Origin of the sequence: Nocardia sp. NPDC046763 (assembly GCF_040645495.1) — a bacterium.
Taxonomy (GTDB): domain Bacteria; phylum Actinomycetota; class Actinomycetes; order Mycobacteriales; family Mycobacteriaceae; genus Nocardia.
The window spans coordinates 75,052-88,926 of sequence record NZ_JBEYYI010000024.1; the positions used below are offsets into that span (position 1 = coordinate 75,052).

At 67.8% G+C, this 13,875-nt stretch carries 10 protein-coding genes and 1 pseudogene; 3 read left to right on the forward strand and 8 right to left on the reverse strand.

The window, feature by feature from the left end; all coding sequences use genetic code 11:
• Positions 1–62 precede the first annotated feature (62 nt).
• Entirely contained in the window at positions 63–1,307 is a 1,245-nt protein-coding gene (locus tag ABZ909_RS31720; RefSeq protein ID WP_357006929.1) for an MFS transporter, read from the reverse strand.
• Between the two features lie 93 nt (positions 1,308–1,400).
• Between ABZ909_RS31720 and ABZ909_RS31725 the strand changes: the two genes are divergently transcribed.
• Entirely contained in the window at positions 1,401–1,727 is a 327-nt protein-coding gene (locus ABZ909_RS31725; RefSeq protein ID WP_357006932.1) for an ArsR family transcriptional regulator, read from the forward strand.
• A gap of 25 nt (positions 1,728–1,752) precedes the next feature.
• Here ABZ909_RS31725 and ABZ909_RS31730 read toward each other — a convergent pair whose 3' ends face one another.
• The 7 genes from ABZ909_RS31730 to ABZ909_RS31760 all read right to left on the reverse strand — a co-directional run bounded on the left by ABZ909_RS31730 (position 1,753) and on the right by ABZ909_RS31760 (position 10,621).
• Complete coding sequence (locus tag ABZ909_RS31730; RefSeq protein WP_357006935.1) at positions 1,753–2,433, reverse strand: pyridoxamine 5'-phosphate oxidase family protein; 681 nt, start codon at positions 2,431–2,433, stop codon at positions 1,753–1,755.
• Positions 2,434–2,522: 89 nt separating this feature from the next.
• Positions 2,523–4,361: a protein kinase gene (locus ABZ909_RS31735; RefSeq protein WP_357006938.1), complete on the reverse strand. Its 1,839-nt coding sequence runs from the start codon at positions 4,359–4,361 to the stop codon at positions 2,523–2,525.
• Between the two features lie 84 nt (positions 4,362–4,445).
• Complete coding sequence (locus ABZ909_RS31740) at positions 4,446–5,765, reverse strand: pitrilysin family protein (RefSeq protein WP_357007111.1); 1,320 nt, start codon at positions 5,763–5,765, stop codon at positions 4,446–4,448.
• Positions 5,766–5,871: 106 nt separating this feature from the next.
• Positions 5,872–8,133 carry a polyribonucleotide nucleotidyltransferase gene (locus ABZ909_RS31745; RefSeq protein ID WP_357006941.1) on the reverse strand — a complete coding sequence of 754 codons (2,262 nt, stop codon included), beginning with the start codon at positions 8,131–8,133 and terminating at the stop codon, positions 5,872–5,874.
• 419 nt (positions 8,134–8,552) lie between these two features.
• Positions 8,553–8,822, reverse strand: coding sequence for a 30S ribosomal protein S15 (rpsO, locus tag ABZ909_RS31750; protein WP_357006944.1), 270 nt, complete (start codon positions 8,820–8,822; stop codon positions 8,553–8,555).
• A gap of 131 nt (positions 8,823–8,953) precedes the next feature.
• Positions 8,954–9,916 carry a bifunctional riboflavin kinase/FAD synthetase gene (locus ABZ909_RS31755; protein ID WP_357006947.1) on the reverse strand — a complete coding sequence of 321 codons (963 nt, stop codon included), beginning with the start codon at positions 9,914–9,916 and terminating at the stop codon, positions 8,954–8,956.
• Positions 9,917–10,000: 84 nt separating this feature from the next.
• Positions 10,001–10,621, reverse strand: a complete 621-nt coding sequence (locus tag ABZ909_RS31760; protein WP_357006950.1) for a cysteine dioxygenase family protein — start codon at positions 10,619–10,621, stop codon at positions 10,001–10,003.
• A 166-nt stretch (positions 10,622–10,787) separates the two neighbouring features.
• Between ABZ909_RS31760 and ABZ909_RS31765 the strand changes: the two are divergent.
• Both ABZ909_RS31765 and ABZ909_RS31770 read left to right on the forward strand, forming a co-directional pair.
• Positions 10,788–12,323: pseudogene (locus ABZ909_RS31765) on the forward strand (HD domain-containing phosphohydrolase); the annotation flags it as partial.
• Positions 12,324–13,205: 882 nt separating this feature from the next.
• Positions 13,206–13,865 (forward strand): peroxiredoxin, encoded by a 660-nt coding sequence (locus ABZ909_RS31770; RefSeq protein WP_357006953.1) that lies wholly within the window; start codon positions 13,206–13,208, stop codon positions 13,863–13,865.
• Positions 13,866–13,875 lie beyond the last annotated feature (10 nt).

Below are 13,875 nucleotides of genomic sequence, written 5' to 3' on the forward strand. Positions count from 1 at the left end.
ATGCCGCGTCCGCCCGGCGACATGTGGTCACCGGGCGCGCGCGGGTCGGGCCATTCGGGAAATCAGGCGGCCGTCGCAGCCTCCACGGGCTCCTCGACCTCCGTGGCCTCCGCATTGCGGCGCAGCCCGATGGCGGCGGCGCCCAGGCACGCCAGCGCCACCACGACCACGAACCACGGGAACACCGTGCTCAGGCCCCAGGTGGTGGCCGCCCAGCCCGCCACCACGGTCGGCACCGCCATGGCCGAATAGGCCAGCAGGTAGTAGGCCGACATGGTCTCGCCCCGCTTGTGCTGCGGGACAACGTTGGACAGGTGCCGCAGCGATCCGCCGAAGCCGAGCCCGAAGGTGCCGCCGAGGGCGAACCCGGCCAGCAGCACCAGCACCCAGTTGTGGGTGTTCAGCGCCGGAATCGTGATCACCAGCGCAATCGCCATGCCGATATCGCCGGCGATGGCCGCGCGCCGGGCCGGAATCCCGCCCGCGATGGCCTGCGCGATCGCACCCGCGGTCGCGGTCGACGCCACCACCGCGCCGCCGAAGACCAGGTTGTGGATGCCCGTCTTGGCCGAGGCCAGCGACGGGTACAGCGACAGCAGCACGCCCAGCACCGACCAGGCCGCCATCACGCCCAGCGCCGAGAACCAGAAGTCACCGCGGATCTCCTGCGGCACAGCCGGTTTGGCAATGGTGATGCGCTGCTTCTGCCGCGCCCCGTGCGGCTCCCGCAGCGCCAGCACGCCCGCCGCGATGAGCACGCACACCAGCGTGATCACCACATACGGCGTCCGCAGCGGGTGCGGCGCGTACTGGGCCAGCACCGCCGAGCCCAGAATCGCCACGGCCATACCGACATTGAAGGCCACCCCGGACAGCTGCCCGGACCGCGCGCCCTGCTGCGGCCGCAGATCCAGCAACGCCGCCGCGCCCGCCACCACGGTCGCGCCGACCGCGGCCCCGTGCACCGCCCGGGCCAGCAGCAGCATGGCCACATTGTCGGCGAGCAGGAACACCACCAGGCCCACGATCATGAGCGCGAACGCACCCAGCAGGACCGGCTTGCGGCCCACCACATCCGAGATCCGCCCGGACACCAGCACCGCGCCCAGCGCCGCCACCGCGTAGGCGGCGAAGACGAAGGTCGTGGTGAGCGGGGAGAAATGCCAGCTCTGCTGATAGATCCCGTACAGCGGGGCGGGCGCGCCCGAAACGCCCAGCGCCACACCGCTGGCCGCGAGGACGAGCGCGTACGCCCAGGTCTGGCTGCCCTGTTCGGCTCGAGTCGCAACCACCGTTGCCGATGCCATCGAACCCTCCATCAGGTAAGTTTGATTTTTATCGAACCCAACCCTACGTGGGGTTCGACGATTATCAAACTAGTTATCCGAGTGAGGTAGCTCATGCCCGACACCGAAGCGCTGCCCGCGGTGGCCCCGCTGCCTGCGGTGCTCGGCGCACTACAGGACCCCATCCGCCTGGAGATCGTCCGGCGGCTGGCCAATGCCGGCACCCCGCTGCGCTGCAGCCTGACCTACGACGGCGTCAGCAAATCGACCGCCGCCCACCACTTCAAGATCCTGCGCGAGGCCGGCGTCACCGCCCGCGTCACCATCGACGGCAACACCCACCTCCGCCTACGCTCCGCCGACCTGGACACCGCCCTCCCCGGCCTGCTCGCCGCGGTACTGGCCGCCGCGAACGACGAGGCCGCGGCGACCACCGACTAGGCCGAAAGAGCCACCGCACCGCGGCTCATCGAATGGCGGCCTCGGTCGCCAATTGCGCGCGCAGCGACTCGTTCTCGCGCCGCAGTTCCTCGATCTCCGCGGTCAGCCGCTGTTGCTCGGCGGCGGCGTAGCGGCGTTCCAGGGCGATGGCCTCGTCGAGGCGTTCCTTGGTGAAGCGGGGGCGGATGTATTTGACGCAGTTCCAGTTGTAGGCCTCGACGGTGATGACGATCGCCCGCTCGGCGATCTTCTGGATCGCGCCGGTGTATGCCCCCGAGACCCGGTCGACCAGCTCGGGATCCTCGGCGCGCTCGACCATGCGGGCGCGGCCGTAGACCTTCAGCCGCTCGCGGACCGGGTAGTCGATGAAGAACAGGGCGGCGCGGTCGTTCTCGGCGAGGTTGCCCACGGTGACGTACTGACGGTTGCCCGACAGGTCGGCGAAGGCGAGAGTGCGCTCGTCGAGGACCTGGACGAAACCCTTGGGGCCGCCGCGATGCTGGATGTAGGGCCAGCCGTCCGGGGTGGCGGTGCCGAGGAAGAAGGAGTCGGCCGCGCGGATGAATCCCATCTCACGCAGCTCGAGCGGTTGCGGCTCGTCGCGCCCGCTTTCCAGCTGAGCGCCGTAGTCCCGGTAGCTCCCCGCGATCTTCTGACGTTCCCGCGCCGCCGCCGAGAAGGCGATCCGCGCGTACCGATTCGACATGGCGCGTCCTTCCGCTCTCCCGATATCGAACCTATCAGTACGTTCCAGCCGGTCCGAGGCCCGCGTGGTGTGGCGCTCGTCGCCCTCGATCAGGATCGGGTGAGCGGCAGGGACTTCCACCAGTCGACCACACCGCTCGGCGTGGCCGGAGTGCCCCGGGTGTACAGCAGGAACTTCTCCCGCGCGGGATCGTCGAAAAACGTGGTGGCGAAGGCGGTGGAGGGAACATCGGGCACGGAGTCGAAGCGCAGATTGGTGTATTGCTTTGCGCCGCAGTACTCCTTGAAGGAAAGGTTCTCGACGGTACTGCCGGCCGGGCGAATTCGGTTCGCCACCGAACGGGCCGCGGCACCCGAGCCGTAGGCGAACACGACGTACTCGCGAACATCGTGGTCGGCCGAGTACTGGCAGTCCCACGCCGCCGACCAGCCCTCGAAGGCCCACGGCGGCTGGAAATCCTTGGTGTCGTGATCCACCACCCGGCAACTCGCGGCGGCGAAACCCCCGCCCAGTTCGGGCTTCTGCGGAACCAGCCCAGGGAATTGCTTACTGATCTCGCCGATCTCCGCAGCGGGCTGGTTCGGCTTCTCCGAGTTGCCCGACGGCGTGAACAGGAAGACCGCCAGACCCAGCGCGGCCGCCAGGCAGGTGCCGAGCAACACCACCATCCGCACGCCGATCAGCCCTCGGCGCGGCTGCCGCCGCGAATTCGTCTCCACCGCCGGCGAATTCAGATGCCGGCCGGTGCGCGGCCCGGAAAGATCCGGGATATCGGTCAAGCGTCCCGAGCGCACGGCCACCGAGGACTGCGCCGCTCGGCGCTGCGCCCCGGTATCAGACGTCGGCACCCGCCGCGCCCCGGTATCCAACTGCGGCACCCGCCGCGCTCCCGTATCCGACTGCGGCACCCGCCGCGCTCCCGTATCCGACTGCGACACCCGCCGCGCTCCGGTATTCGACTGCACCGCACGTCGCTGGGTCGGCGTGGCCACCGGCGCGGGGCGGGGACCGATGCCTTGATTGCCCGGGCGCGCGGCAGGTGAATTCGCCCGGCGCGCAGGCACTTCCGGGGTGTGGTCCTTCCGCGCCCCGGAAGTGCCTCCGGCCGCCAACGCCCGCTGCGCCGCTGCCGCGAACTCCGAACACGACGGGTAGCGCTCATCCGGATTCTTCGCCAATGCCCGGGCCAGCACCGGATCCAGTGTCGCGGGCAGGCCCGGCCGCCGGGTCGCGACCGGCGGCGGGCTGTCGTACAGATGCGATTTGACGATCGCGCCGAGATCTGCGGCGAGGAACAGTGGCGCCCCGGTCAACAGCCGAAACAGAGTGCAGGCCAGCGAGTACTGGTCCGAGCGGTGGTCCACCGGCAGACTCTGGAGCTGCTCCGGCGCCGCGTAGGCCAGCGTCGCCATCACCGAGCCGGACCCGGTGAGGAGCCCGGTGTCCCCCTGCAGCCGTGCGATGCCGAAGTCGGTGAGCAGCACGCCCGCCTGCTGTTCCCGGGTCTCGCGGGCCAGCAGGATGTTGGCGGGCTTCACATCTCGATGCAGCACGCCCACCCGGTGCGCGTAGTCGAGGGCGTCCGCGGTGGCGGCGACGATCTGCACCGCCTGCTCGGGCGACATGTCGGTCACCGCCTCGGCCTCGATACCGTCGACGTACTGCATGGCGATCCAGAGCCGCCCGTGCTCCATGCCCCGGTCGTAGACCGTGACCACGCCCGGGTGATTCAGCCGCGCGGCGAGATCGGCCTCGCGTTCGAATCGGGTGTGAGTCTCGTTGTCGCCGTGGTACTCCGAGTTCAGCACCTTCAGCGCGATCCACCGGGGCAGGCGTGGATGCCGGGCCAGGTACACCGCGCCCATCCCGCCGCGGCCCAGCTCTCGCTCGATCACGTACCCGGCGAAGTTCTCACCTGGAGAAAGCACAACCCCTCCCATTCCGGCGAGGTGATCATAGCCACAAACGGGCATACCTCACCGGCCAGGCGGGACTACTGCCGAGTAGCGATCTCAGTCCACGAGATGGCGGACGGCAGCGGGCAGGTCGCGGGTGCGGCGGTAGGGTCCGGCCACCGCGACGCCGAAGGGGCGGGCGAGCAGGGCGGCCGCGATCCGGGAGACCTCGTCGGTGGTGACTTCGTCTATGCGAGTGAGGGTTTCGGACACGCTGCGGTGGTTGCCGTAGCTGAGTTCCGAGCGGCCGATCCGGTTCATGCGCGAGCCGGAATCCTCCAGCCCCAGCACCAGACCGCCCCGCAGCGAACCCTTGGCGCGGGCGCATTCGGCGTCGGTGATGCCGTCGGCGGCCACCTCCTCGAGCACGCCGCGCGCCAAACTCGCGACGCGGCCCAGGTTTTCGGGCTGGCAGCCGATGTAGACCGAGAACGCGCCGGTGTCGGCGAAGGTATCGACGCTGGAGTACACCGAGTACGCCAGGCCGCGCTCCTCCCGAATGCGCTGGAACAGCCGCGAACTCAGCCCGCCGCCGAGCACCGTGTTGAGCACCGACAGCGGCCAGCGCTTCTCGGCGTCGTGCCGGCCGAAGGCGCGGGTGCCGAACACCAGATGCGCCTGCTCGCTGTCGCGCTGGATGCGCAGCAGCTTCGGATTGCCGCGCGGCCGGAACTGGCCCTCCCGCCGCGGAGCGGGTTCCAGCCCGGATTCGAGCCGATTCCCGAAGGCGCGGTACACCAGTTCGACGGTGTGCTCGTGCTCGATATTGCCGGCCACCGCCACCACCATGCGGTCGGGCCGGTAGCGGCGCTGGTGGAACGAGCGCAGCTGCTGGGCCTGCATGGCCTCGATGGTCTCGACATTGCCGATCACCGGGCGGCCGATCGGATGATCACCGAAGAGGGCGCTGAGGAAGAGGTCGCCGACCAGGTCCTCGGGATCGTCGTCGCGCATGGAGATCTCCTCCAGCACGACCTGACGTTCCACCGATACGTCCTCGGCCCGGCACAGCCCGTTCATCACCACGTCGGTGACCAGATCCACCGCCAGCGCCAGATCCTCGTCCAGCACGTGCGCGTAGTAGCAGGTCTGCTCCTTGGCAGTGAAGGCGTTCAGCTCACCGCCGACCGCGTCCATGGCCTCCGCGATATCCAGCGCAGAGCGCGAGGGCGTGGCCTTGAACAGCAGATGCTCGAGGAAGTGCGCGGCGCCGGCCACCGTGGGGCCCTCGTCGCGCGAGCCGACTCCGACCCACACGCCGATCGACGCCGAGCGCACGCCCGGCACATGCTCGGTGACCACCCGTAGCCCGCCGGGCAGCACGGTGCGGCGCACTCCGATATCCGTTGCGGGCGCTTGATTCTGGGCAACCACCAGTGAAGAGCCCCCCTGCTCCAGGTTCCGGAGCAAGGGGGCCGTGTCTGTCGCGGCGCGCGCGGAACCCGCGCGCACCGCGGACTGCTTCTTCGTCACAGAGAAATAATTACTCTGCACTCGTCTCGACCGCAGCAGAGGCTTCGGAGTTGTCCGAATCCTCGTCGATCGGCACCAGCGAGATCTTGCCGCGGTTGTCGATGTCGGCGATCTCGACGCGGATCTTGTCACCCACGTTGACCACGTCCTCGACCTTGGCGACGCGCTTGCCGTTGCCCAGCTTCGAGATGTGGACCAGACCGTCGCGGCCCGGCAGCAGCGAGACGAACGCGCCGAAGGCAGTGGTCTTGACGACCGTGCCCAGGAAGCGCTCGCCGACCTTCGGCAGCTGCGGGTTGGCGATGGCGTTGATCGCGTCGATCGCGGCCTGCGCCGACGGGCCGTCGGTCGCGCCGACGAACACGGTGCCGTCGTCCTCGATGGAGATGTTGGCGCCGGTGTCCTCGGTGATCTGGTTGATGACCTTGCCCTTGGGTCCGATCACCTCGCCGATCTTGTCCACCGGGATCTTGATGGCGGTGACGCGCGGAGCGTAGGGGCTCATCTCGTCCGGGGTGGCGATGGCCTCGGCCATCACGTCCAGGATGGTGTGGCGCGCATCCTTGGCCTGGTTCAGCGCACCGGCCAGCACCTTCGACGGGATGCCGTCGAGCTTGGTGTCCAGCTGCAGGGCGGTGACGAACTCGCGGGTGCCGGCGACCTTGAAGTCCATGTCACCGAAGGCATCCTCGGCGCCCAGGATGTCGGTGAGGGCCACGTAGCGGACCTCGTCCTCACCCTTGTCGTTCTTCACGGTGTCCGACACCAGGCCCATGGCGATACCGGCGACGGGGGCCTTCAGCGGCACACCGGCGTTCAGCAGCGACAGGGTCGAGGCGCAGACCGAACCCATCGAGGTGGAACCGTTGGAGCCCAACGCCTCCGAGACCTGACGGATGGCGTAGGGGAACTCCTCCTGCGACGGCAGCACCGGGACCAGCGCGCGCTCGGCGAGCGCGCCGTGGCCGATCTCGCGACGCTTGGGCGAACCCACGCGACCGGTCTCACCGGTGGAGAACGGTGGGAAGTTGTAGTGGTGCATGTAGCGCTTGGAGGTCTCCGGGCCGAGCGAGTCGACCTGCTGCGCCATCTTCACCATGTCCAGGGTGGTGACACCCAGGATCTGGGTCTCGCCACGCTCGAACAGCGCCGAACCGTGGGCGCGCGGGACCACGGCGACCTCGGCGGACAGCGCGCGGATGTCGGCCAGGCCGCGGCCGTCGATGCGGAAGCTGTCGGTCAGGATGCGCTGGCGCACAAGCTTCTTGGTGACCGAGCGGAAGGCGGCGCCCAGTTCCTTCTCGCGGCCCTCGAAGGACTCGGCCAGCTCGGAGAGCACGTCGAGCTTGATCTCGTCGATCTTCTCCTCGCGCTCCTGCTTGCCCGCGATGGACAGCGCCTCGTTCAGCTCGCGCTTGGCGGTGCCCTCGACGGCCTCGTAGGCGTCGGGCTGGTACGGCAGGAAGATCGGGAACTCTTCGGTCGGCTTGGCCGCCAGGGCGGCCAGGTCCGACTGCGCCTTGCACAGGTGGGCGATGAACGGCTTGGCGGCCTCGAGGCCCTCGGCCACAACGGTTTCCGTCGGCGCTGAGGCGCCGTCTGCGATCAGCGCCAGCACATTGTCGGTGGCCTCGGCCTCGACCATCATGATGGCGACGTCACCGTCGACCACGCGGCCCGCGACGACCATGTCGAACACGGCGCCCTCGAGCTGCTCCACGGTCGGGAAGGCGACCCACTGGCCCTCGATCAGCGCGACGCGCACGCCGCCGACCGGGCCGGAGAACGGCAGGCCGGCGATCTGGGTGGACGCCGAGGCGGCGTTGATCGCGACCACGTCGTACAGATCCTTCGGATCCAGCGACATGACGGTGACGACGACCTGGATCTCGTTGCGCAGGCCGTCGACGAAGGACGGACGCAGCGGCCGGTCGATCAGGCGGCAGGTCAGGATGGCGTCGGTGGAGGGGCGCCCCTCGCGACGGAAGAACGAGCCGGGGATGCGGCCCGCGGCGTACATGCGCTCCTCGACGTCCACCGTCAGCGGGAAGAAGTCGAACTGGTCCTTGGGCTGCTTGGAGGCCGTGGTGGCCGACAGCAGCATGGTCTCGTCGTCGAGGTAGGCGACGACGGAACCGGCGGCCTGCTTGGCCAGGCGGCCGGTCTCGAAACGAATGGTGCGAGTGCCGTAGCTGCCGTTGTCGATCAGGGCGACGGACTCGAAAACGCCGGGCTCGACCTCGGCGGCGGAACTGGTCTGGGTGTCGGACATCTTTGTTATCTCAACCTCTCGTCTTCGCCGGATCCAGCACGCATCGATCACGTGCGACCCGGCTCGTGAGCCGTACCCGGCATGGGCGCGCGGCAGCCCTCCTGGCCACAGCGCGCACACCCGGCCCTATCCCCTTGGATACGGCGACGCGGAGGCGGTCATCGATCGAAGCCCTCCGGGCGCGCATGGTTCATCTCACTTCGCGCCCCGAAAAGCCACTACCGAAGACCGACGCCACGCGACGGGTGCATACGGCTCGTGTTGGCGTATACCCGGCCGATCCTCCCCCTCGTGGGGATCCACGGCCACATATACGAAAGGCCAACGAGGAGATTCTATGCCTCCTCGTTGGCCGGTTCGTCAACTACCTCTGCCGACGAGGTGTGTCACCTCGCCGCGCCGAGGGTCCGCGGCTTGGGTCAGCGACGCAGGCCGAGACGCTCGATCAGCGAACGGTAACGCTCGATGTCCTTGTTCTGCAGGTACTTCGAGAGCCGCTTGCGACGACCGATCAGCGCCATCAGGCCGTGGCGGGTGTGGTGGTCGTGCTTGTGCTTCTTGAGGTGCTCGGTGATGTCGGCGATCCGCTTGGACAGCAGCGCGATCTGCGCCTCCGGGGAACCGGTGTCCTTCTCGTGCACGCCGTACTCGGCGAGGATCGCCGACTTCTGCTCAGTGGTGAGAGCCACAGATACTCCTTGTTTCAGTCCGCGCTCGAGGGACCGGACGAATCCGGTTGGGCGCCGCCACGGACCGCAGCAAACCCGACGGGACAGCTTACCGGAGTCTCCGGCTTTGGCGGAAATCGGCCCTGGGAGCCCTATTCTTCGTCGGTGTCGTCGCCGAGCACCTTGCGGGCCTGGTCGACATCCTTGCCGATGGCCTCGACCAGCTCCTCGATGGACCCGAACTTCCGCATGCCGCGCAGCTGTTCGACGAAGTCCACGGCCACGTGCTTGCCGTAGAGATCGGCGTCGAAATCGAGGATATGGGGCTCGACGGTGCGGTTGCGGCCGTCGAAGGTCGGGTTGGTACCGACCGAGATGGCGGCCATGTGGCGCTCGCCCGCCAGCGAGTCGCCGGGTTCGAGGACGGAGAACCAGCCCGCGTACACCCCGTCGGCGGGGATGGCGGCGTGCATGGTCGGGGCCACATTGGCGGTCGGAAAGCCCAGGCCCTTGCCACGGCCGTCGCCGTGCACGACCACGCCCTCGACGCGATGCGGGCGGCCCAGCGCCTCGGCGGCCGCGCCCACATTGCCGTCGGCCAGGCAGCCGCGAATGTAGGTGGAGGAGAAGGTGACGGCGTGCTCGCCGAGCAGCTGCACGCCGTCGACGTCGAAGCCGTGGCGGCGGCCGAGCTCGCGCATGGTGTCGACGGTGCCGGCGGCCTGCTTGCCGAAGGTGAAGTTGTCGCCCACCACGACCTCGGCCACGTGCAGTCGGTCCACGAGCAGTTCCTCGACGTACTCCTCGGGGGTGAGCTTCATGAAGTCACGGGTGAAGGGCATCACCACGAACACGTCGATGCCGAGTTCCTCGACCAGTTCCGCGCGCCGGTCCAGGGTGGACAGTTGCGCCGGATGCGCACCCGGCCGCACCACGTCCACCGGGTGCGGGTCGAACGTCATGAGCACCGACGGAACGCCCCGCACCGCAGCGGATTTCACCGCACGGCTGATGAGCTGGGCGTGACCGCGATGCACGCCGTCGAATACCCCGATGGTGAGGACACACCGGCCCCAGTCCGCGGGCATCTCCTCGAGACTTCGCCATCTCTGCACACGGGAAGCCTACGCAAAGCGCGTCACAGACAATATTCGGCGGTGCGGATCTTCACGGCCGGAAGCATGTCCGTCACCCTGCGTTCACCACTCCGGCCCCCTTGCCGAACTCGCCGATCTGCGATTCGCCGGCGGCGTGGCCCATCCTGAGATGAACCAGTGCTGCCGCCCGGTATCGGGTTCGTACCATCGGCGCGGAAGCGTTCCGACGTCAGCTCCATAGACGTGGACACCGACGCACGGGGTTTCGCCCGCGCAGTCGACGCGATGGACGTCGTCGTCGGTGGTGCAGCAGATCGTCACCTGACCGCGGTGCCACTCGTGTTCCACCGTTGCCACGAGCGGGATATCCGGCGCTGCGGGTTTGACGTAGCGGGTCTCGTGTTCGACACCGGCATAGATCCCGACCACGCCCCAGGTCTCGTGTCCATGGACGGGCGTGGTCTGACCGACATCCCACACCGCAGACACGATGCTGAACGATCCATCGGTCGCGACATGGAGTGGGTACACCACGTAGTGGTCGGTATGCGGCTGAGTGAATTCGGGCGGGAGGGTGACCTCCGAGGCCAAGAGCGCTCGAAGCCGGTCGGCCACCAGAGCCGTGAGCCGGTGTTCGTCGCTGTTGTCATGGACCAGGGCATCGACGTCGCTGGCGAACCTGGTCAGGCCGGCGGCACCGTGACCGGTATGGATGCGGGTCATCGAGACTCCTCTCCGGCTACCTGCCGTCGTCTTCAGCGGAGGTCACTGCGATGGGATCTCCACCACCAAGTAGAGCCCCGTCGAAACGGCCGAACATGAGGAATTTGTCCCATTTTCGGCAGTTGCAGCGTCGGCGTAGCGTGAATAGGCGCGACGACAGGAGACGATCGTGGCGCCGTTTGTTTCCCGAAGAGAGGTTCTGGCGGCACTTTCGATTGCGATCGATCTGGGCTTGGGCCAGCCGATGGAGCACATGCTGCGGTCCGCCGTCATCGGGACCCGGCTTGCCGATCGGCTGTGCCTCACCGAGGAGGAGCGGTCGGCCGTCTTTCATACGTCGCTGCTGATGTGGATCGGATGTCATGCCGATTCGCACGAGTACGCACACTGGTTCGGCGACGACATCACGGTTCGGCACGACAGCTACTCGGTTGATTGGTCCGGATTACCGTATCTCCGCTTCTTGCTGCGCAATGCCGGACGCGGGTTACCGCTGGGCAAGCGGGCGCAGATCGGCGCGGCGTTGATCAAGGACGCCAGGGGCAACCTCGGCAAACTGGTGCGCTCGCACTGCGCTTCCGCATCGCTGCTGGCCGAACAGTTCGGCCTGGGCGAGGAGGTCGCTTCCGCACTGCGATTCGCCTTCGAACGGTGGGATGGACGTGGACTGCCGAATGGCGTTGCGGGCGACGACATTCCGATCGTGATGCGGGTCGTCCAGCTCGCCGATGTCGTCGAGGTGCCCCAACGCGCCCACGGCGTCGAAGCGGCCATCACGGTAGCCGGCAGCCGCAGCGGTGGACAGCTCGACCCGCAGTTGGTGTCCGTCCTCGTCGGCTCGGCACGTGACATGCTCGGCCTGCCGGACGACGCGTGGTCGGCTGCCGCAGCATCATTGCCCGATCCGGATCGGATTGTCACCGGTGCGGAACTCGATACGCTGCTGCAGGCACTCGGCGACTTCGTCGACCTGAAATGTCCATTCACCCTTGGTCATTCGCGTGGGGTAGCCGACCTGGCGCATGCCGCGGCGACCTGCGCGGGACTGGGCGCGGCGGATGCGGACCTGATGCGCCGGGCGGGGTACGTCCACGACCTCGGCCGGATCGGCGTGTCCAACCACATCTGGGAGAAACCGGGCCCGCTCACCGCATCCGAAGCGGAACGCACACAGATGCACCCCTACCTGACCGGCCGGATCTTGAGTCGCGTAGGCGGTCTCGAAGCGGTCAAGGCCGTCGCGGAGCGGCATCATGAACACCTGGATGGCTCGGGGTACCCGAACGGTCTCACCGGCGGCGTTCTCTCCGTGAACGATCGGCTGCTGGCAGCCGCAGTGAAGTACCACAGCTCGCGGGAACCGCGGCCGTATCGTGTGGCCCTCGATCCCGATCAGGCGGCACGCCGTCTGCGCCGTGACGCAGCTGCCGGGCAACTCGAACCAACCGCGGTCGAGGCAGTACTCGAAGCCGCCGGCCACCGGCGGTCCAGACGACCCGCACGGCCGTCCGGTCTGACCCCCAGGGAAGCCGAGATCCTGATCAACGTGGCGTGGGGTCGATCGAATCGCGAGATCGCAAAGGCCCTCGGCGTTTCCGAGAAGACGGTCCGCAACCACGTCGAGCACATCTACAGCAAGATCGGCGTCACGAACCGGGTCGGAGCGAGCCTGTTCGCAACACAGCACGGCATGGTCACCCCCCCTGTCGATGTGAACCAGAAAGATGTGAACCAGAAAACGGGGCGAATGCCTCATGACCGCCCCGGCCGCCGCGACGACGATCGTCGCATGACGACCATCAAGAACCCCAGAACCGCGGCGCAGGCAACCATCGACCGACCCGCGCTATGGCCTGGTACCGACGAACGGTTCGCCGGTTACGGCGTGATGGGTGTGCCGTTCGACACCGGGGACTACCTGGCGCTGCGTCATTTTGCCGCCACGTCGTTCGGTTCGGGCTATCGCGCTGTGTGGCACCGGAATCCGGCAGGCGAATGGACCTTCTTCTCCGACGTGGCGCCGGAACTCAGCTGTGCCCGGTATTTCTCCGACGGCGGCACGGCCACCACGGTCCGCACCCCGATCGAGATCGACTGGGTCGGCCCGTACTCGCTGGAGGTCCGGATTCCCGGCATTCTGGAGTGGCGCATCGAGTTGGAAGCCACCGGCCGTACCCGCCTGCTGAGTGCCCTGGGACGCCACACTCCGACCGCAGTGTGGCGCAACGACCGTTGTCATCGGATCATGGCCAAAGGGCTGGGCCCGATGCTGCAGGTCGGGCATATCCGCATGAGCGGAACCGCTCCGAACGGTCAGCACTTCGCGGCCGGACCGCTCCTGATGTGGCTCGTCTCCGCCAGCCGGGCGCGGTTGCGCGGGGCCGATCTCGGCACGCCCGCGCCGCTGCCGCAGCAGCAGCGGCTCGGCGATCTCTGGCTGCCGCAGCGCGGCGTGTTCGTCGTCGCGAAAGCTGCGTTCGAATCGTTCGACCCAGCCAGACACCTGACCCCTGCCGCCGCGGCGTGATCTCGGGCAGCGCCGTCGGTCATCGATGTACACAACAATTGGCAAGGAGGGACCGCCATGTCACTACGGCTCGGCGACACCGCACCGGATTTCACCGCGGAGACCACCGCGGGCACCATCGGATTCCACGACTGGATTCGCGATTCGTGGGCGATACTCTTCTCCCACCCCAAGGACTTCACGCCGATCTGCACGACCGAACTCGGCCGGCTCGCCGTCCTCGAGCGTGAGTTCGACCGTCGCGGCGTCAAGGTCATGGGATTGTCTGTCGATGCGCTCAGCTCGCACGAGAAGTGGGCCGACGATATCGAGCAGACCCAGGGCGCGCGTCCTGACTACCCGATCATTGCGGATACCGACCTCGCGGTGTCCAAGCTGTACGGGATGCTGCCCGCCGAGACCGCGGGCACCTATGAGGACCGCACGCCAGCGGATAATCAAACGGTACGCAATGTTTTCCTCATCGGTCCGGACAAGAAGATCAAACTGATCCTCGTCTACCCGATGTCGACCGGCCGCAATTTCGACGAGGTGCTCCGGGCAATCGACTCGATCCAGCTCACCGCGCGCCACCTTGTCGCGACGCCGGTCGACTGGACCGCGGGCGAGGACGTCGTCATTCTGCCGTCCGTCTCGAACGAGGAGGCCGAAAAGATCTTCGGCAGCTGGAATGCACCGAAGCCATACATACGGATCGTTCCGGCGCCGGTAGGTTAGGGATCTGCGG

What these genes read in the sequence shown, in the direction of transcription:
- ABZ909_RS31725 (WP_357006932.1), top strand. Translation starts at nt 1,401, where the DNA reads ATGCCCGACACCGAAGCGCTGCCCGCGGTGGCCCCGCTGCCTGCGGTG.
- ABZ909_RS31760 (WP_357006950.1), bottom strand. Translation starts at nt 10,621, where the DNA reads ATGACCCGCATCCATACCGGTCACGGTGCCGCCGGCCTGACCAGGTTC.
- ABZ909_RS31745 (WP_357006941.1), bottom strand. Translation starts at nt 8,133, where the DNA reads ATGTCCGACACCCAGACCAGTTCCGCCGCCGAGGTCGAGCCCGGCGTT.
- ABZ909_RS31730 (WP_357006935.1), bottom strand. Translation starts at nt 2,433, where the DNA reads ATGTCGAATCGGTACGCGCGGATCGCCTTCTCGGCGGCGGCGCGGGAA.
- ABZ909_RS31770 (WP_357006953.1), top strand. Translation starts at nt 13,206, where the DNA reads ATGTCACTACGGCTCGGCGACACCGCACCGGATTTCACCGCGGAGACC.
- ABZ909_RS31720 (WP_357006929.1), bottom strand. Translation starts at nt 1,307, where the DNA reads ATGGCATCGGCAACGGTGGTTGCGACTCGAGCCGAACAGGGCAGCCAG.